This window comes from Singulisphaera rosea (assembly GCF_054877945.1).
This window is the reverse complement of record NZ_JBTYIP020000006.1, coordinates 143,079-162,329: the sequence shown is the minus strand read 5'-3', so window position 1 is coordinate 162,329 and position 19,251 is coordinate 143,079. Positions and strand designations below refer to the sequence as shown.

Here is a 19,251-nt window from a genome sequence, read left to right as displayed (position 1 = left end):
TTAAAAAACCGGGTTAGCTCATAAAGCGAGAGGGGTTCGGGGCTCAGCGGGTCTCGGTGTCGGAAGGCTTCTTGGCGTGCGCCCGGGCGGCCTCGAGGCGGGACTTGGCCTCTTGGGAGCTCGGGTCGTCGGGGAACTTGGAACGCAGCCCTTCGTAGGTTTCGGCGGCGTCGGCCCAGCGGTCGAGGAGCTCGTAGATTTTCCCCGCCTCGAGGAGCGCGGCGGCCTGCCAGGTCGGGGCGTCGTAGAGGGTGTCGACCGTGAAGAACTCGCGGAGGGCTTCCTCGTAATTCTTGACGTGAAAATACGTTTCACCCCGCATCAGTTGGGCGCGGGCGGCGAGGTCTCCCCCTTTTCGGGCCTCGATCACGGCCTGGTAGGCCTCTCGGGCCTCGTCGAACTTCGCGAGGCCCTGGAGGGCGCGCCCCTTCGCGTAGTCGACTTCGGCGATCAGGGGATCCTTGGGCGAGTGCGCCTTGAAATCGTCGGAGGCGGTGAGCACGTCCTGCCAGCGTTTCAAGGCCAGGAGTGCCTGGATCCTCCCGCGTCGGATCGCGGCGCCGAAGCGATCGGGGTCGGCCTCGACGGCGGGCTCGGTTGCCAGCGCCGCGAATCCGGCCTCGGCCGTCTCGGCGTCGCCCGCCTTGAGCGCGACCTCGGCCCGGAGGAACTTCGACTCGCGCCGGTAGGGGTTCTCGGGATACTGGGTATTGAGCCGGTCGAGCGACTTCGCCGCCTCGGCCCAGGCTTTGGTTTTGTCCTGGGCCTGGGCGAAGAGGAGCAAGGCGGAGGGGCCGAGGCGCTCGGAGAGCGTCGCCCCTTCGGCGACGAGCGGGGAGAGCAGCGTGACGACCTCGGCGTAGTTCTTGGCGCGGTAGGCCGTGTCGGCCAGGTTCACGCGGGCATCGGCGGCGTAGGGGCTCTCGGGGTATTCCTGGAGCAGGCGGGAGAAGACGCGGTCGGCGTCCTCCGTCTTGCCCGCGTCGACGAGCGACCAGCCCCATTCGGAGAGCAAGGCGTCGACCTCGGCCCCCTTCGGCGCGGCCTTGGGGTCGGGATGGTCGTGGAGGTAACGCTCGTAGATCGCCGCGGCCTCGGCCGGGCGCTTCGCGTCGGTCAGGAGTCGGGCCTGGGCGAGGGTCGCGAGCCCGCTGCGTTCGCCGTCGGGGTACTTCTCGGCGACCAGGGCGTAGGCCTTCAAGGCGTCGTTGGTCTGCTTGGCGGCGTCGAGGGCCCGGGCTCGGCCCCAGGCAGCCTCGGGGGCGAGCTTCTCGTCGCCCGACGCCACGATCGCCTCGAACGCGGCGGCGGCCTCGACCGGCTTCTCCTTCTCGAAGAGCGCCCACGCGAGGCGGAGCCGCGTCGGCGCGATCCACTTGCTCATGGGGAACTTACTCGACAACTGCTCGAGGGTCTTCGCCCCCTCGTCGAGCTGGCCGAGCTCGATCCGGGACCAGGCGATCGACATCAAGGCGTCGGCGGCGACCTCGCCGTCGGGCTTGCTCGCGAGGTAGGCGTCGAACGCCGGGATCGCCTCCGCATACCGCTCGGCGTCGAAGTGCCCCTGCCCCACCACGTATTGGGCGTTCGCTGCGGCTGGGTCGTTCGGGGTCTTCACCAGGGTCGCGAGGATCTCGTCCCCCTTGGCCGTCTGCCCGTCTCGGCGGTAGGCCACGCCGAGGTAATACCGCTGGGCCTGGGCGGTGTTGGCGGTCGGCTTGTCCTCGGCGATCGAGGCCTCGAGGATCGCGATTGCATCCTTGGGCCGGCCGGTGGCGACCGCCGCCTGGGCCTCGATCAGGCGGGCATCGGCGCGGAGGGGGCTGTCGGGGAACCGGGTCGCGAACGCGCCGGCCAGGGCCCCGGCCGTCTTGTGGTCGGCCGCTTCAAGTGCGGCCCTCGCGGCGCGGACCATGGCGTCGTCGGCCAGGGGTTCCTTCGGCCCGAGCTCGGCCACCTTGAGGAAGAGGGCCCGTGCATCGTTCGCTCGCTTGAGCTTCCAGGCCGCCTCGCCCGCATAGAAGGTCAACGCCGGCGCGGTCACCGTCTTCGAGAACCGGCCTCGGGCGTCGTTCAAGATCTCGAAGGCCTCGGCGGGATGGTCGGAGTCGAGCTGCGACTTCCCCAGCGTATAGGCCGCCTGGGCCGCGAGGTTGTGGGGCGCGTCGGCGACGAGCCCGCGGAGCACGACCTCGGCCTCGTCGCGGCGATTCAGGTGGATCAACGCCTCGGCCCGGCTCAGCCGGGTCTCGTCCAATAGCGGGCTCTTGGGGGCGACCCGTTCGAGGTTGTCGAACGCGGCGAGCGCCTCGGCGAACCGCTCGGCGCCCGCCTCGACCTTCCCGAGTTGGAGCCAGGAACGGTCGGCCCACTCGCCCCCTCGCTTCGCCAGTTCCATAAGCACCTTCCTCGCCTCGTCCAGCTCTCCTTGAGCGGCCAGGGTCTTCCCCAGGCCGAACCGGGAACGGTCGGCCAGGCGGCCGTCGGGGAACAGCGCCAGGGCCTGGTCGTACGCCTGATGGGCCCGAACGAGGTCGCGCATCCGGAAGCAGACCTCGCCCAGGTAGGGCCAGGCAGTCTCGAGGTTCTTGTGGCCGTTGGCCTTCTCGGTGAACGATTCGAACGCCCGACGCGCGGCCGGCAGGTCGCCGAGCATGTACGAGGTCTCGCCGATCCGGTACAGGGCGGTCGCGGAGTTCGGGTGGTCGGGCGCGACCTTCAGGAAGGACTCGAACGCCTGCCGGGCCTGGTCGTAGCGCCCCTGGAAGAGCCGGGCGTTGGCGAGCCCGAACCAGGCCTCATCGGCATCGGGCCCCGGTTTCGCGTCCTTGAGGAACCGCTCGTAGGCCTTGGCGGCCAGTTCGTATCGGCGGGCGCGGAACGAGCCGTTGGCGAAGTTCAGCGTGTCGGGAACCTGCCTCGGCGCCGGCGCCTGCACTTTCTCCTCGCCCGAGGGCGCAGGGGCCTGGGCTCGGGCCTCGTCTCGAACGAACGTCGCGAGCACGCCGAGAAACGCCAGCACCAGCGCGAACTGGTCGCGTCCCGCCCGGGACCGAGGCGAGGTGAGGGGCACGGCTCCGTCTCCCAGATTCGATCCGTAGACCGTCATTCTCCGACCTCGAAGCCGGAGATGACCGCCGAGGGTCGAGACGCTCCATGTCGCCTTCGCCCGGCATTGCCTTCCTTATACCCGCACCCTCCGCATCGACTCAAGGCCGACACACCGCCCTTCTCGGATGAACCGCCCGCGCAGAACCTCTCCCCAACACCCGGTTTCGGGAGCAAACAGCCCAGCCCGAACCAACTCTGTCGCTCTTCCAGAGCTCGAAAGAAGGTGACGAGTCTCTGTCCTCATTAATTCATTCTCACGACGCTTGCGTGCCATGGACGGTTGTCATAGCATCTCAACCCGAAGGCGCCCGAGTGAGGACGTGACGACGCGAGCCGGAAAGATTGCAAGGGACCTCGTCGAGGCGGTTAGCGCCGCGAGGCCAGGCTTGGGGTAGGCTCGGAAGAGTCGCGGCAAGCCCGAACCGGCCCCATCGTTCCGTTTGGTCCCGGATGTCGGGCGATCCTCAGCGGGAAGGTTGAGTCATGAGCGAGCAGTCGAGGTTCGTCGGCAGGCCCTGGGCCCTGGGCGCCGTTGTGGTGATCGGGCTTTCGAGCCTCGGGGCGGCCGGGAAGGCCGTCTGGGACTTCGAGTCGAACCCCACGGGCAAGATCGCGCCGGGGTTCACGGGCGAGGCCGGCACCTGGGTCGTGATCGACGACGGGAAGAATCGCGTCATCGCCCAGCGTGCGGAGAGCGGAAAAAAGGACTTCAACGTGGCGCTCGTCGATGGCACGAGCTACAAGGACCTCGACATCAGCGTCCGCGTGAAGGCCCGCTCGGGCCGGGACGACCAGGGGGGCGGGGTCATCTGGCGGGCGAGAGACAAGGACAACTACTACGTCGCCCGCTACAACCCCCTCGAGGACAACCTCCGGGTCTACAAGGTCGAAGGGGGCAAGCGCACCCAGCTCGACCACGCCGACGCGCCCGGCGACTCGGACTGGCACACGCTCCGCATCACCATGTCGGGCGAAGAGATCTTCGGCTATCTCGACGGCAGGAAGCTCCTCGTCGCCGAAGACTCGACCTTCCCCGACGCCGGCAAGATCGGCCTATGGTCGAAGTCGGACGCACAGACGTATTTCGACGACCTGATGGTCTCGGAATGAGCCCTCGGCCCGACGACCTCGAACGCGCAAGGACATTTCAACGACCACCGGAGAGGACCACCATGTCACGCCACCTGTGGACAGCCCTCGTCCTGGCCGCGATGCTCTCGTCGACGACCTCGTCTCGGCCCGCCTCGGCCCAGGAGCCCAAGCTCGGGCCGGCCACCCCCACCAAGGAATTCGAGATCCGCGACGACCGGCCATACCTCGGCGGCCACCAGGTCCGGCTCTGGGGGATCCGCAGCGGCAACGCGCTTTATAGCTGGAACGTGACCGAACGCCACGTGAACTGCCTCGACACGATGGTCGCCCACGGCATCAACGCCCTCGGCCTGTACGTCCAGGGGTCGAACGGCGGCTTCCCGAACCGAGAGGCCGGGTACGACGGCCTCCAGCGCGACGGCAAACTCAAGCCTGACGTCGCCGCCCGCCTCGACTGGCTCGTCCGCGAGGCCGACAAGCGCGGGATGGTGATCATGGTCGGCATCTTCTCGCCGAGCAAGGACCAGAACCTCTACGACGACGCGGCCATCAAGCGGGCCGTCGAGGAGGTGGCCCACTTCCTCAAGGAACGTCAGCTCCGGAACGTCTTCGTCGACCTCGTCCACGAGTACAACAACCCCGAGCGTATGGACCAGGTCCTCATGCGCGAGCCCGACGGGGCCTCCAAGAAGGCCAAGCTGACGTCCTGGTTCAAGGCCATCGCCCCCGACATCGAGGTCGGCGTCTGCCCGGCCGAGAAGACCGGCACCGAGGACGAGTACCCGGGGATGGACGTCCGGATCATCCAGAAGTCGATGGCGATCCCCAGCAAGGGCTTCGTCGTCAATGTCGAGCTGACCCGGCACGACTACTACGAGAACGACGGGATCTTCACCAAGGGGGACCTCGCCGAGATGCAGGCCGACTGGGAGCGATTCAAGGCCGCCCCCAACTCGGCCATGCTCTTCCACGCCGCCTACATCCAGGGGATCACCAACCGGAGCAACACCGCCCCGAACCCCGAACGCGGCGGCTACGGCACGAGCGCGACCGATCGCGGCGTGCGATTCTATTACGACTGGCTGCGCGATAACGTGGGACGCTGGGATTATCCTCAACACGTACCGATGCGGAAGGAGGCGGGCCGATGACGTTGCGTCGCAACCGCGGTTTCACCTTGATCGAGCTGCTGGTGGTGATCGCGATCATCGCGCTCCTGATCTCGCTACTGTTGCCGGCGGTGCAAGCCGCCCGCGAGGCGGCCCGGCGCGCCCAGTGCTCGAACAACCTGAAGCAGCTCGGGCTCGCCCATCATAATTACCAGATGACCTGGGACGGCCTCCCCCCCTCGGCGATCGTGATCAGGCGGCCGAGCGGGACGCTCTGGACGAGCGACTTCGGCGGCCTGGCGCGCATCCTCCAGTACGTCGAGCAGGGCAACATCTACAACGCGTTGAACCTGAGCTCCAGCTACGGCGACCCCGGCAACCTCACCGCGACCGCCCAGACGATCGGCGTCTTCCTCTGCCCGAGCGAGGTCCGCTCGGACCGCGAGTCGAACGGCACGTTCGGGATCGTCGGCCCGACGAACTACGGGCTCTGCCTCGGCGACTGGTTCGTCTGGGCGGGGCCCTCCGGCGGCGCGATCACCCGGAGCGCGTTCGGCCCGAACCTCAGCCGGAGCTGGGCCGCCTTCACCGACGGCACGAGCCAGACGATGCTCATGGCCGAGGTGAAGAACTGGCAGATGACCGTGCGCGACTGCGGCACCCTTTCGCAGATCAACGCCCCCGACAACGTCCCGAGCCCCTACGCCGACCCGAAGGCCGTCGCCCCCGAGTATCAGGCGACCGGCTGCACGCTCCACCCCGAAGGCCACTGCGAATGGCCCGAGGTCGCCGTCCACCACATCGGGATGACCACCGCCTGGCCCCCCAACAAGAAGACCCCCGGCGGCCCCGGCTACTCCCTCCCGGACGTCGACATCAACAGCTTTCGCGAGCGGGTCGGCGGCCCGACCTACGCGGCCGTCACCTCCCGGAGCTACCACCCCGGCGGCGTCAACATCGTCGCCGGCGACGGCAGCGTCCGCTTCATCAAGAGCACCATCGACGGCTTCGTCTGGCGCGCCCTCGGCACCGTCGCCGGCGGCGAAGTCCTCAGCGCCGATTCTTACTGACCGGCCGAGTTTCGCGGCATTGGACAATGCAATGCCGCAACACCTCTATATATTTTCAATTCATTCGACTGTACGGAGAATCGGAGACACTCAAGCCCTCGAGGGTCGGAGCCCTAGCCACTCGCTCACGGGGGGAATTCGACGCAGGATCACCCTCTCGATCACGGCGACGGCAATCATCGAGGCCCCGAACAGGGGCAGATAGACGACGAAGGCGAGCACGATCAGGGCGAACCATGGAGAGGACGCGGGTTCGGCGAGGGCCTTCGGCGCCCCCAGGGTCCCGGCGTCTCGTCTCCTCCACCAGAGGACGACGGCACTGAGGCTGAGGAGGACCAGGCCCCCCGCCGTGATCAGGCCGAGGAGTTGGTTGGGCCAGCCGAAGAGTCGGCCCTCGTGAAGCGCGATGCCGGTGCCGACGACCCGGTCGATCGGGTGGCGGTCCCCGAAGCCCTTTCGACTCTTGATCGCGCCGGTCGTCCCGTCCATGACCAGGTCGACGCGGAAAGGACGGTTGGCCGTCATCGACTTGGCGGTCCAGTCGAAGGACGGTCCGGCCCCGCCGAACGACTTCGCACCCGGCGGGGCGATCACCACGGGGGGCGGCAACCGGAGCGGCCGGACCGTCGCGACGATCCGATCGACGGCCGAGAGGTCCACCGGCGGCCGGTCCCTGGCCGTGCGGCTCCGGCGACCACTGCCGTGGCCGGCATGCCCGTGACCAGACTCCTCGGTCGAGCGCGAGCTGGCCCCGTTCGACCAATCCTGTCGGACGACGGCCGTGCCGGTCAGCCGTCGGACGTTGCGGAAGTAGTCGCCCCAGAACTTCGCCCAGGGGAGGCCGGTGAGCAGCAGGATGAGCGCAAGTCCGGAGATCCACATCCCGGTCACGCCGTGTATGTCACGCCAGAAGACGCGAGGCCCTCGCCCCAAACGAGGATAGACGACCCCGGCCAGTCGCGTCCCTCCGCGCGGCCACCACAGGTAGAGGCCGGTGACGATCATGATGATCGCCCACGAGGCGGCCAGCTCCACGATCGCAGAGCCACGATTTCCCATGAGCAGCTCACCGTGGATCCGGAAGAGCCACCGCATCACGCGGTCGTCCTCGGCGACGGAGTGCAGCACGGCGAGGCTCTCGGGGTGGACATACACCCGTATCGCCTCGCCGCCCTGGACCACGACCACGCGGGCGGATTCGTCATCGGCCTGCGGGAGTTCGTAGCCCTGCAGCTCCGACCCCGGGAACGCGGCGAGCGCCGCCGAAATTTGCCTCGAGGCGGCAGCGGCCGCCCCCTGAACGGCCAACCCGTCATACGGGCGGTCGATCCAGGCCTCGATCTCCTCCTTGAACAGGTAGAACGAGCCGCTGATCGAGAGCACCACCACGAAGGGAATGCAGAAGACGCCCGCATAGAAATGCCAACGCCAGACGGCCCGGTAGTCGGGCCATCGGCGGCCCTCGGTCGTTTGTTCGGGATCGATCATGGTCACACTCCGGGTCGAGTCGGTCAGAAGGAATCCGAAGAAAGGACCTCACCCCCGGCCCGGGTCGACATCGCCCGGAAGGGAGAAAGGCCGACGCTGTCCTTGACGAACTGGACGTGGCCGTCGAGGAACAGCATGTTCACACCGCCGGGGTGGAAGCTCCGGGGCGCGGTGACGGCGGCGGCCCGGCCCGCGTCCGTGCAGTCCGGAGACTTGCTGTTTGGGGTGTAGAAGTGATTATACGAGGCCATGATGTAGCTCCCCCTCGACCATTCGCGGCCCCGGTCGCCGGACCATTGGTCGGGCGTGCTGCACGCGGGGATCGAGGTGCTGGGGGGGAGGAACAGCGAGGGCGGGAGCGTCCCGAGGTAGCCCGACTTCGTGAAGGCCGCGAACTGTCGCCTGGCGTCCGCCGGGGCGGAGCTCCCCGGCGAGGTCGTCACGTTATTCCCCAGGATCGTCTCGCTGTAGGCGGCCGTGCCGCTCAACCCGTCGGAGATCGCGGCGAAGCGAATGGCGCTGGTGTTGTAAAACGGGCCGTCCGGCCGCACGGCCCCAGAGAGCACATTGAAGCTCCCGTTGTTCAGCGTGCCCGTACCGGAGTTCGACACGTAGTTGGTCGCGCCGAAGTTGGTCGGGTCCACCCGCCGCTGCCCGTCGCTGGGGCAGAGGAACACCTGGACGACCGCCGACTCCGCCGTGAGATTCGCGGGATACGGCAACTGCGCCGTCTCCGAAGGGAAGGCGAAATTGATCGCGTTGTACATGTTCGCGGCCTCGATGTAATTGAGCAACGAGGCCAACGAAGACCACAGATAGGGGTAGCCGAATCGGCCGGCGGGGAGGACGTTGTTCGTGCCTTCGTAATTGTGGAGCGCGATCCCCAGTTGCTTGAGGTTGTTGTTGCACTGCATTCGACGCGCCGCCTCGCGGGCGGCCTGGACCGCGGGAAGAAGCAAGGCGATCAGCACCGCGATGATGGCGATGACCACCAGCAATTCGATCAGGGTGAAGGCTCGACGACGCATGGAGGAATTCCCTTGAGTGAGACATGGAATCGCAACCGCCAACGGACCGGGTCGATCACGGACGAAGCGATCCGGTGAAATCGGGCGATGGACGTGGCCACCCGGCACGCCGAAGGACGGCGGCCGGTGGAGGTGCTCGATCGGGAGCACGGGCCCGGGATCACGCGACGGTCGGGAATTCCGGCGGGTCGTCGAGGCGAGAGGCTCGCCGGGGCGGCAACTCGCAGCGGGTCGCCGCGGGAAGTCGCCTGCCGGCGTCCGGCGGCAACGCGTCGCGGTCGCCGGCGAGGGTGGCAGCCTTGCCGAGAGGGCTGGCCGATGAATCGCCCGGCAAGCCGGGGTCGCCGCAAGGTGCCGCGTCCATGCAGGGGCCGGCGTCGGCCCACAAGAGCGGCGCCGGACCCGGACGGGTCTTCTCCGTCCGAGGCCCGCAGCAGCAGCACGCACCCCGGCATCGAGTGCCGCATCGGCAATGTTGGCCGTGCTCGTCGACATCGAACGCGGCCGCAGGGGAGACGGATGATGCCACCGCCTCGCCGGGCCAAACCGGGCCAAAGGCCAGCACCATGGCAGGCACGAGCCGGCGGAGGAATGTCTTCCACAATGAGGTTTGGCGGGACCGCACCACAAACAAGCTCCCGGATGGCAGCATTTCCGGCAACCCGCAGGGGATCCCGGGGGCGCCACTTGGACGGTCGAACGACGGCCCGGAGCGGTCGGACCGACCGACCTCCGGACGCGGAATGGGAAGACCGCCCGCGTGGCCGACCAGCGGCCACGCGGGCGTTTTCAGGAGCGACTCAACTCCCCTTGTGGGCCTTGTGGCAGGCCATGCACGAGGTGGAGACCTTCGTAAACGCGGCATTCGCCGCGTCCTTGTCTTCCTTCTTCGCCGCGTCGTCCATCGCCTTCGATTGCTCGAAATACGAGTCGGCAAGCGTCTTGTAATCCGCCTTCTCGCCCTTCGGCGGGTCGTTCTTCGCGAGGGCCGCCCCGAGGATCACGAATTCTTTCGTCGAATCCTGGATGCTCTTCCAGTCAGGCGACTCCGCCTTGAGGGAGGACTTGAGCTTCGCGAGGGGGGATTTCGCCCCCTTGTGGAGCTTCTGCATCACCTCCTTGATCGTCGGGGTCTCCTTTTCGTCCGCACCGACCAGGGTTGTTGCGAGGCACGAGACCACTAGGACCGATAATGCACGTACCAGCGTCTTCATGTTGCGAATCTCCGTGGTGAGCCACGTTTCGTCCGACACTCCGAGTCACTCCGACTTTGCATCGTGCTTCCAGTGGTATTCCATCCCCCGCGCCGCCTCGCTCGCGGCGGCCCGGCCGAGCATTCGGCTCACGACATGAAGCGAGCCGTCGATGCCCGCCGACACCCCGGCCGAGGTCACGACCTTGCCGCAATCCACGAACCGGCGGCCTTCGAGGACTCTCGTCTTCGGCGATGCCGCCTTCAGAGCATCGAGCGAGCTCCGATGCGTCGTCGCATCGAGCCCGTCGAGCAAGCCCGCTTTCGCCAGGAGGAAGGCCCCCGTGCACACGGAGAGGGAGACCTCGGCATCGCCCGATGTCTTCCGGATCCATTCGACGACGCTCGGGTCGGCGAGCGGAATTCGCGTCGCCCCGCCGGGGAGGACCAAGACATCGACCTTGGGGCAGTCGGCGAACGTGTATTGCGGCGTCACGGCGACGAACCCCTGGCTCTCGACCGTCCCCGAGGCCGCCCCCACCGTGAAGACGTTGAAGGCACGGCCCTCCCCGGCGACGGCGAAAACCTCGCCCGGGCCGGCGAAGTCGAGGAGCTCCACCCCGTCGTAGAGGAAGATCGCAACATTTTTTCGCGGCGTCACGTCGAGATATTTCGCGGGGTCCACCTTGAAGCTCGCCAGGCATCGGGGCGAGCCGAAGAGGAAGATCTTCCCCTCGTGGACGAGGAACAGGTCGGGGGAGGCCGGGGCTTTCGGCATCACCGTACACTTGTCGCCCCGGACCGCGAAACGGCCGGGTTCTTCGTCGAATCGGGCCTTGTGCTCGGCGTCGACGAACAGGTAACGAAACCCTCCCCTGCTCGAGCCGAACCGCTCCTTCCCCCGCTCCTCCCGGCCTTCCACGAGCGAGACGGGGTCGAGGCCCTTGAGCACGATTCGAGCGTCCTCGGCGGAGGCACGACCGGCCTGGAGGACGCATAGGATCGCCATGACGTAGGAAATCGCAATGACTCTGCGCATATCATCATCTCCGAAAGTTCGCGGTCCATGGGAGCGGGACGGCCGAGCCGGGCCCGGCGAGGGCGTATCGCTCGCCGAAGGCACCGTCCCGGGCCACGATTCCGGGGCCGCCGGGGCAGTTCCCCGCCGCGATCCGCTCGATATTCCGGCGGGATCGGCGCTTCATCTCGTGGCCAGCCTGGAGTTAAAACGGGCAACCCGTGTAGAGCTCCTCCGGTGCATCCGCCAGGTCGAGCGGCGTCTCCGGGGAGTGGGTCATCTTCGCCATCAAGGAACCGAGCTCTCGGAGCATCGACCCCGAGTAGCCTGGCCAATGGTTCTCGATACTCCCCTGCCGTCCGACGAGCACGGTGTAAGCGGAGTTCTCGATTTCAAAGCTCTTGACCAGGTCGCCCTCGGGGTCGAGGAGCAGCGGATAGGCGACGTGGAACCGTTTCGCCCACTCCTTCGCCCTGCCGAGTTCCTGGTCGATGACGCCCCACATCGAGACCTTCGGATAGGCGGCGTGCAGCTCGTTGAAGTATCTCTGGGCCGCTTCGCTGCACGGGCAACCGTCCTTGATGAACGTCAGGAGCACGGGGCCGCGGCCGAGGAGGCTCCCGAGGCGGTGCGTCTCGCCGTCGGTGGCCGGCTTCGCGAAGTCCTGGACCGGCCGATCCAGCATCGCCCGGCTCGCCGTCGCCATCTTCAAGGTCACGAGATGCTTCGGCGAGCCCTCGATGACGACTTGCTCCGGCCCTTCCTCCGGATATTCCGAGCGGGCACGGGCCCAGGCGTACAAGCCGCCCACCGCCGCCGACGCGAGCAAGAAAAGAATCGTCGGAAGTCGCTTCACCAGGGACACTCCTCAATAGGAATCCGCCGAGATGACCTCGCCGCCTGCGCGGGTCGCTAACGCCTTCCATGTGACGAGCGAGACCGAGTTCTTCACGAAGCGCACGCTTCCGTCACACAGCCCCACGTTGACCCCGCCAGGATGTCGGCTGCGGGCGGCCTTCAGGCCGGGATTGTCGTAGGCGTTGACGCAGTCGAGCGTAGGGGAATTCGGGGTGGTGAAGTGGTTGTACAGCGAGTTGTCGTAGCCCCCGAGGGTCCAGGGGACGCCACGCTGACCCGTGTAGGTATTTCCCTTGCAGTTGGCGGGAGTGGTGAGCGTGCCGGCGGGGAGAAAGATCGCCACCCTCATCGGATCGACGGCACCTGCGATCGCCGTGCCGTCCGGCGTCCCGTCGCCGTACACCGATTCGCTGAAAGCCGACGTGTTGGACAGCCCATCCGTGATGCCGGCAAAGCCGAAAGACTGCTTCAGGACAAACGCCCCGTCGATGGTCGCGTAGTTGCCATCGTAGTCGCCGATGCCGGGATCGAAGCCCGTCCCGCCGCTGGAGGAGTAGTTCGTTCCGGCCACAGCGCTGCCGGGCACTCCCCCGGAGTCCGAAGGGCACTGGAATACGGCGACTTTCGTTTGCGTCACGGTCAGGTTCAGACCCGTCCAGGCGTTGGGCGTATTGCCATCAACGTTGTAGAATCGACATTGGTTGTACAACGCCTGCTGCTCCATGTAGGGCAGTAGGTAGACGTGCGTGGGGAAATTGAACGGGTATATCCCGTCGGATGGGGGCACGACGTTCCATGCGTCGTGATAGCCGTGCAGAGCAAGCCCGAACTGCTTCAAGTTGTTCGTGCATTGGATCCGCCTCGCCGCCTCTCGGGCCGCCTGGACGGCGGGCAAGAGGAGGGCGATGAGCACGGCGATGATCGCGATGACCACCAGCAATTCAATCAACGTAAAACCTCGACGCCGAAGCATCTCGCAACTCCCGAATAGAAGGGGGAGGGTGGAGGGGGAACTCGGAACGTGGACCGGCGTGAAGCCAACGACCCGGCGGGCCGCGGAGTTCATGGGTCGCGGTTGGATTTGGCACGGACGTAGCCTAGGCCCCGGCCTGGTGGTGCGGACGGGGGTCCAGTCGCATCGGCGATGCGGGCATTGGATCAGGCGACGGCCGAGCGTTCCGGCGGCTCATCGAGGCGGGAATCCCGCGGGGTGGGGAGCGCGAAGAAGGGAGACGCGGCGTCAAGCCGCTCGGACAGGATGGGGGCGAGGCTATCGCACGAAGCGAGCGCGGCAGCCTTACCGAAGAGGAGGGGACTCGACGACCCGGGAAGCCCCGGGTCGCCGCAAGGGGCGGAGCTCATGCACGGACCGGAGCTCGCGGAGGGAATTCCATCGCCTTGAGGCATAGGAGCCTTCGCCACCTTGGCCTTGCGCGGGCCGCAGCAACAGGACTCCGGTCGGCAGCTCTTGCACTTGCAATGGTGGGCTTGGTCGTCGTCTCGCTCAACGGCGACCGAGATCGAGGACGCCATCGCCCCATTCCAGCCCAGGCCGCAACAGAACACGCACGCCAGTAACAACCGGCGGAGCAGTTCACGGCACTCGAGCATTGGAACGCGACGGACCATCGGAGGGCGATGACTCCATTTCGGCGGGCATTTCAACAGGAAGGCTTGGTACAGAAGCGGGCTTATCATCACCAACATGGAGGGCGGGGTCAACCCTATGTCGGATTTCGAAAAAATCGAACGCTTCGGACAAACCTCTCCTTTCGACGGATTGCGACGCACGGATTAGTAGGAATCCGACGAAACCACTTCCCCCCCCGCGCGAGTGCCCAACGCTGACCACGATGCAACGGCGATCGAGTCCTTGACGAACTGGACCCGGCCGTCGCCGAAGAGGACGTTGACACCTCCGTTGTGGTAGCTGCGGGCGGTCTTCCAGCCATAGTCGCTGCCACGCAGGCAGTCGTAGGATTGGGAGTTGGGTGGGTAATAGTGAGTGTAGAGGGCATGGCGGAAGTCGCCCTGGGCCCAGCTCCCTCCGCGCTGGGCGTTGTAGTAGCCGGACGTGCCTGCGCCGGCGGAATTGCACTCTGCGACGGTCAGGTCGGCCGGCGGGAGGGCGTTGATGTCGACGGCCACTTGTTGCGCCATGATCTCCTTCGGGTTGACGACCGTGCCGGGGGCGACCTGGAACGGGCCGCTGGCCAGGCCGAGGATGCTCTCGCTGATCATCGCCGTCTGGCTGAGGCCGTCCTGGATCCCGGCGAAGGTCACACCCGAGTTGTAATAGAAGCAGCCGTTGGGGTTCTCATACAACGCAGAGCCCCCCGGCATCCCGTTGCCCGCGCACGCCATGTAATTGGCCGGAGCGAACCCCGGCTGGACGATCCGCCCCGTGTCGCTCGGGCAGAGGAAGATGCTGACCTTCAGCGAGAAGACCGTGGTATTCGTCGCCGAGAGGCTCCCGTCCGGCATGTAGATCGGATAGCTGAAATTCAAGGCCCCGAAGATCGGCGACTGCTCCAGGAAAGGGGCGAGCATCGCCAGGGCCGAGTATCGGTAGTGCTCTCCCCCCACTCCCGACGGATACCAGAAATTGCCCTTCGGGGCCACGATCGCCCCGTACGGCAATCGGCCCAGCGTGTCGTGGTAATTGTGCAGGGCGATGCCCAACTGCTTGAGGTTGTTGACGCACTGCGCCCGGCGGGCCGCCTCTCGTGCCGCCTGCACGGCCGGCAAGAGCAAGGCGATCAAGACCGCGATGATGGCGATCACGACGAGGAGTTCGATCAACGTAAACGCACGTCGAGACATGTCGGGGGGTCCCTGTAAAACGAACCGAGGGCACAGTAGCACGATCTTAAAAAACGTAATACCGCGCCCTCCCGGCCGGTGCAACCCCCTCGAAATCAAGACGTCTGCTCGGCGCCGTTTGGCCCGACATCAAGCCCCTTAGTCGGGACCCAGGCCGTTCTCCCGCAAAAATCCGGCTTTCCATGGAGTTCGGGAGGCGACGCTTGACGCGACGATCGGGTGCGGCTACAGGTATTACGTTCCCAAAAAACGTACTACGACCCCCTGCCCTTCGTGCCGGATGGCCTGGGCGAGCCTACTGCTCGGGCATAGCTCAATGACGTTGGCGGGGGTTCGGCGGGAAAGCCTCGACGAGCGTACGCATCGCAAAGGGCAGTGGTTTAGGAATTTCCTCGTTTCATGAAAATCTCATGATCCTTCGCATTGCCCGCAAAGAATTCGTGGATCTCGTCCGCGACGGCCGCTTCCGCTGGGCGGCGGCCACGGTCATGCTCCTGCTCGCGGCGGCGATGGCCGTGGGCTGGCGAGGATGGCGGGACGTGCGCGAGGAGCACGCGCGTGCCCAGGCGGAGGCGCGTCGCCATTTCGAGGGGCAGGAGGAGAAGAACCCTCACGCCGCCGCCCATTACGGGCTTTATGTCTTCAAGCCGAAATCACCGATGGCGTTCCTCGACTCGGGGATCGACCCTTATACCGGGGTCTCGGTCCACCTCGAGGCCCACCGGAGAAACGAGGTCCGGAATCGCCCCGCCCGCGACTCGACCGCGTTGCAGAGGTTCGGGGAGCTGACGGCCGCGGCGGTGCTGCAATCGCTCGTGCCGCTCCTGATCATCTTCCTGACCTTCTCCGCCCTCGCGGGAGAACGCGAGCAAGGCACCCTGCGCCAGCTCCTCAGCCTCGGGGTCCGCCCCTCGGCGCTGCTGATCGGCAAGGCGTTGGGGTTGGCCGCCGCCCTGGGACTGATCCTCTTGCCTGCGATCGGCCTGGGGGTTCTGTTCTTGATGAGGGGGACTCCTGGAGCCTCCCATGCGTGGTATGAGGCGCTCATACTCGCGGCCGGCTACCTCCTCTACCTCGGCATCTTCCTCGCGATCTCGCTGCTCGTCTCCGCCCACGCCCGATCGTCGCGAGGTGCGCTGGTCGCCTTGCTCGGCTTCTGGATCGTCAACGCCATGGTCGCCCCTCGACTGGCCACCGACCTCGCCCGACGGTCCGTCCGGACCCCCTCCTCGGTCGAGTTCACCGCCTCGATTCAGCGCGAGATCAAAGGTGGACTGAACGGCCATGACCCCGAGGACAAGCGCCTCGATCGTCTCAAGCAGGAGTTGCTCGCGAAGCACGGCGTCGGAACGATCGAAGAGCTCCCGATCAACTTCCAAGGGGTCGCGCTCCAGGCGGGCGAGGAGTACGGCAACTCGGTCTTCGATCGCCACTACGGCGCCCTCTGGGATGCTTTTAAACGCCAGGATCGCGGTCGCAGCATCCTTGGCCTCCTCTTCCCGACCCTCGCCATCCGAGACCTGTCGATGGCCCTGGCCGAGACCGATAACCGACACGCCCGGGATTTCGCCGAATCCGCCGAGGCCTACCGCCGCGAGCTGGTCCGGGCCTTGAACCGGGACCTGGAGGTGAACGGGGCAGACCTCGGTTTCATGTACCAGGCCGGCCCCGAGCTCTGGCGAAGCATGCCCGATTATCGATTCGAGCCGACCGACCTGACGGCCACCATGAAGGGCCAGGGGCTCGCCTGGTTCTCGCTCGCGGCCTGGTTCCTGGGCGCCGTCTGGCTCGTCCGGCGCTCGACTCGCAGCCTTCGGGCCGACTGAAACCTTCCGGAAGCGTTCGCGATGCCCTTGATCAGAATCATCGGACACGAAGCCCGTCAGATGGCCGTCGACCGGACGCTCGCCGCCATCTTTGCGGTCCTGGCGGCAGTCGTCGGGTACGGGATCTACAACGGTGCCTCGTGGGCCTCTTTCCAGCGCAACGTCCTGGCCGAGGTCCGCCGCGCGGACGAAGCCCGGCTCGTCGCCCTGAAGGTGAGGCTCGGCTCATCCGGAGAGGGCCGGAGCATCCCCGCCGACCAGGTCGGCGCGGCGCTCGGGGTACGAGAAGCCGAGATGTCCCCCGGCCCGCTGTCGGCCCTGGTGATCGGGCAAAGTGATCTTTATCCGTATCACGCCTTGGTCACGACCGCGAGCCGCCAGTCGAATCAGGCCGATGACGAGATCGAGAATCCGACCCATCTCCTCTCGGGCCGCTTCGACCTGGGATTCGTGATCGTTTCTCTGTATCCGTTGGTCATCCTGGCCCTGAGCTATAACCTGCTCTCGGGAGAGAAAGAGCAAGGGACGTTGGTCCTGATCCTCTCGCAGCCGGTCGAGCTCAGGACGCTCGTCCTCGCCAAGGTCCTCGCCCGAGGGGTGGTGGTCCTGGGACTGTCGATCGCGATCTCGCTGCTGGGATTCGCCCTCACCACGGGCCAACCGGGCGGGGAGAACGTCGCGCGGCTCGGGCTCTGGATCGCGGTCGTCTCGGCCTATGGCGCTTTCTGGTTCGCCCTCGCGGTGGCCGTCAATGCGTTCGGCCGAGGGTCGGCGACGAACGCGCTCGCCCTGGCCGGGACGTGGCTCGTGCTCGTCTCGGTCATCCCGGCCCTGGGCAACGTGATCGTCCGGACGAGCTTCCCCGTCCCCTCTCGGGTCGAGTTGATCCAGTCGATCCGATCCGCCTCGGATCGGGCCCAGGCCGAGGGGCCTCGGCTGAATGCGAAGTTCCTCGAGGCGCATCCGGAGCTCGCCCGAGGCCGCGACGAGGCCAACGAGTTCGCCGTCCAATCGCTCGCCGTGCAGGAAGCGACCGAGGCGGGCGTGGCCGAGGTCCTGGGACGCTTCGAGTCCCAGCTCGTCCGACAGCAGGCCCTGGTCGACCGATTCCGCTTCCTCTCCCCGGCGATCGCGACCTTGGAAGCCCTCCAGGACGTGGCCGGGACGGGATCGGCCCGCTACCGCTCCTACGCGGAGCAGGTCGACGCGTTTCACGGGCGTTGGCTGGAATTCTTCCGCCCGAGGATCCTCCGCGGCGAACCGATCCGGGCCGTCGACCTCGGGCAGCTCCCCACCTTTGCCTTCCGGGAGGAGCCCCTGGGGGCGGTCGCCTCTCGGGTCGCGGTCGGGCTGGTGGGGCTGATCGTTCCGACGCTCGTCGTCGGCCTTCTGGGCCGAATCGCGATGCGACGCTTCCCGGTCGTCGGCTAGGACTAGAATCTCATTGATGTTTACGAGCCACGATATGAGCGAATCCCCCTCATCCCGAATCCGCCGCCCGATCCTGTTGGGACTTGCGCTCGCCTCGACCGTCGCCGCCGCGGGCCCCGACAACTCGGTGTCTCGTGAGCCGTCACGATTGATTGAGGCGGGCCGGTATCGCGAGGCGCTGACGCTGCTCGAGAAGACCTCGGCCCCGCCCGAGGCCGAGTCGCGCATCCTCCTCGGGCAGGCCTACCTGGGGCTAGGGCGATATGCGGAGGCTGAGGCCTCGCTCAGCTCGCCGGGCCCGAACCCGTCCGAGCCCGCCCGACTCGCGGCCCTCTCCCGAGTCTCGGAGGTCCGAGGCGACCTCGACCGAGCCCTGGCCCTGATGAATCAAGCGGTCGACGCGAAGCGGACGTCGCTGAGCTCGACCGAGTCTCTGGATGGGGCGAACGCCCTCGGCGACTACCGGACGCTCCTCGGCGGCCTCGCCTTCCGAACCGGTCGGCTCGAGGTCGCCAAGGAGCAGTTCCAGAAGGCGATCTCCCTCGTCGGCGACGCCCACGCGAAGCTCCACGCGTTGGACATCCCGCACGACGAGCGGGATCCGCGCCTGTTCGCCGGCGAGGCCACCGCCGGCCTCGCGCAGGTCTACGGCGCCCAAGGGGATGCCGCGCGGGCCGAGCGGAGTTGGCGGGCCGTCATGGCCCGGACGGACAACCCCACGATCCTCGCGGGCCTGGTCGCCTTCTACCGGGCCCGCAACGACGCGAAGTCCGCCCAGCGTCATCTCGACCGCGCGATCAAGTTGTCGAAGGGGAAGCCCGCACACCGCGGGGCGCGTGCCTTGCTTCTCGCCGAGAGCCAGGCGACGGCGGGCGAGGCCCTTGGACTGGCCGAGGCCGTTTACAAGGACGGCCCAAGCGTGCAGGCCGGCGACACGCTCGCCTGGGTCCTCCACCTTCGCGGCGACGACGAGCGGGCCGAGGCGATCCTCCAACCGGTCCTGGAGCTCGGGTCCAAAGACCCGCTGGTCCTCTACCACGCCGGCCGGATCGCCCTGGCCCGGGGGAAACCCGACGACGCCAAGCGTCTCCTGTCCGGCTCCCTCGAGCTCAACCCGAGCTTCGACCCGGTCCTGTCGCGCGACGCCCGGACGCGGCTCGAGCAACTCCGCAAGTAAGCCACGGCGCCATTCCACCGGGAAACAC

The 19,251-nt window shown here is 66.9% G+C and carries 17 protein-coding genes; 6 read left to right on the top strand and 11 right to left on the bottom strand.

Annotation, left to right across the window (positions count from 1 at the left end; genetic code table 11):
- Positions 1-43: 43 nt before the first annotated feature.
- Positions 44-3,073, bottom strand: a complete 3,030-nt coding sequence (locus ACYOEI_RS13600) for a tetratricopeptide repeat protein (RefSeq protein WP_462850043.1) — start codon at positions 3,071-3,073, stop codon at positions 44-46.
- Between the two features lie 521 nt (positions 3,074-3,594).
- Here ACYOEI_RS13600 and ACYOEI_RS13595 point away from each other — a divergent pair.
- The 3 genes from ACYOEI_RS13595 to ACYOEI_RS13585 all read left to right on the top strand — a co-directional run bounded on the left by ACYOEI_RS13595 (position 3,595) and on the right by ACYOEI_RS13585 (position 6,382).
- Positions 3,595-4,221: a 3-keto-alpha-glucoside-1,2-lyase-like domain-containing protein gene (locus tag ACYOEI_RS13595; RefSeq protein ID WP_462850042.1), complete on the top strand. Its 627-nt coding sequence runs from the start codon at positions 3,595-3,597 to the stop codon at positions 4,219-4,221.
- Between the two features lie 62 nt (positions 4,222-4,283).
- Complete coding sequence (locus ACYOEI_RS13590) at positions 4,284-5,354, top strand: hypothetical protein (RefSeq protein ID WP_462850041.1); 1,071 nt, start codon at positions 4,284-4,286, stop codon at positions 5,352-5,354.
- Positions 5,351-6,382 carry a DUF1559 family PulG-like putative transporter gene (locus ACYOEI_RS13585; RefSeq protein WP_462850040.1) on the top strand — a complete coding sequence of 344 codons (1,032 nt, stop codon included), beginning with the start codon at positions 5,351-5,353 and terminating at the stop codon, positions 6,380-6,382. The genes ACYOEI_RS13590 and ACYOEI_RS13585 overlap by 4 nt, the downstream gene beginning before the upstream one ends.
- A 90-nt stretch (positions 6,383-6,472) precedes the next feature.
- Here the strand turns inward: ACYOEI_RS13585 and ACYOEI_RS13580 are convergent, their stop codons facing one another.
- The 10 genes from ACYOEI_RS13580 to ACYOEI_RS13535 form a co-directional block, all read right to left on the bottom strand.
- Entirely contained in the window at positions 6,473-7,870 is a 1,398-nt protein-coding gene (locus tag ACYOEI_RS13580) for a PepSY-associated TM helix domain-containing protein (RefSeq protein WP_462850039.1), read from the bottom strand.
- 23 nt (positions 7,871-7,893) lie between these two features.
- Positions 7,894-8,898, bottom strand: coding sequence for a DUF1559 family PulG-like putative transporter (locus ACYOEI_RS13575; RefSeq protein ID WP_462850038.1), 1,005 nt, complete (start codon positions 8,896-8,898; stop codon positions 7,894-7,896).
- Positions 8,899-9,058: 160 nt separating this feature from the next.
- The gene (locus ACYOEI_RS13570) at positions 9,059-9,523 is read right to left on the bottom strand and encodes a hypothetical protein (RefSeq protein ID WP_462850037.1); all 465 of its coding nucleotides are present in this window, start codon (positions 9,521-9,523) and stop codon (positions 9,059-9,061) included.
- Between the two features lie 175 nt (positions 9,524-9,698).
- Positions 9,699-10,151, bottom strand: a complete 453-nt coding sequence (locus ACYOEI_RS13565; protein WP_462850036.1) for a cytochrome c — start codon at positions 10,149-10,151, stop codon at positions 9,699-9,701.
- A gap of 6 nt (positions 10,152-10,157) precedes the next feature.
- Positions 10,158-11,129 carry a DJ-1/PfpI family protein gene (locus tag ACYOEI_RS13560; protein ID WP_462850035.1) on the bottom strand — a complete coding sequence of 324 codons (972 nt, stop codon included), beginning with the start codon at positions 11,127-11,129 and terminating at the stop codon, positions 10,158-10,160.
- Between the two features lie 4 nt (positions 11,130-11,133).
- Positions 11,134-11,295 (bottom strand): hypothetical protein, encoded by a 162-nt coding sequence (locus ACYOEI_RS13555; RefSeq protein WP_462850034.1) that lies wholly within the window; start codon positions 11,293-11,295, stop codon positions 11,134-11,136.
- Positions 11,296-11,313: 18 nt separating this feature from the next.
- Positions 11,314-11,964, bottom strand: coding sequence for a peroxiredoxin family protein (locus ACYOEI_RS13550; protein WP_462850033.1), 651 nt, complete (start codon positions 11,962-11,964; stop codon positions 11,314-11,316).
- A 12-nt stretch (positions 11,965-11,976) separates the two neighbouring features.
- Positions 11,977-12,939 carry a DUF1559 family PulG-like putative transporter gene (locus ACYOEI_RS13545; protein WP_462850032.1) on the bottom strand — a complete coding sequence of 321 codons (963 nt, stop codon included), beginning with the start codon at positions 12,937-12,939 and terminating at the stop codon, positions 11,977-11,979.
- Between the two features lie 185 nt (positions 12,940-13,124).
- Complete coding sequence (locus ACYOEI_RS13540) at positions 13,125-13,328, bottom strand: hypothetical protein (protein ID WP_462850031.1); 204 nt, start codon at positions 13,326-13,328, stop codon at positions 13,125-13,127.
- 432 nt (positions 13,329-13,760) lie between these two features.
- Positions 13,761-14,789: a DUF1559 domain-containing protein gene (locus ACYOEI_RS13535; RefSeq protein ID WP_462850030.1), complete on the bottom strand. Its 1,029-nt coding sequence runs from the start codon at positions 14,787-14,789 to the stop codon at positions 13,761-13,763.
- A gap of 410 nt (positions 14,790-15,199) precedes the next feature.
- Here ACYOEI_RS13535 and ACYOEI_RS13530 point away from each other — a divergent pair, with 410 nt between their 5' ends.
- The 3 genes from ACYOEI_RS13530 to ACYOEI_RS13520 are packed head-to-tail and all read left to right on the top strand — an operon-like array spanning position 15,200 to position 19,223.
- Entirely contained in the window at positions 15,200-16,615 is a 1,416-nt protein-coding gene (locus ACYOEI_RS13530) for a DUF2705 family protein (protein ID WP_462850029.1), read from the top strand.
- A gap of 21 nt (positions 16,616-16,636) precedes the next feature.
- Positions 16,637-18,046: an ABC transporter permease gene (locus ACYOEI_RS13525; RefSeq protein ID WP_462850028.1), complete on the top strand. Its 1,410-nt coding sequence runs from the start codon at positions 16,637-16,639 to the stop codon at positions 18,044-18,046.
- Positions 18,047-18,080: 34 nt separating this feature from the next.
- Entirely contained in the window at positions 18,081-19,223 is a 1,143-nt protein-coding gene (locus ACYOEI_RS13520) for a tetratricopeptide repeat protein (protein ID WP_462850027.1), read from the top strand.
- Positions 19,224-19,251 lie beyond the last annotated feature (28 nt).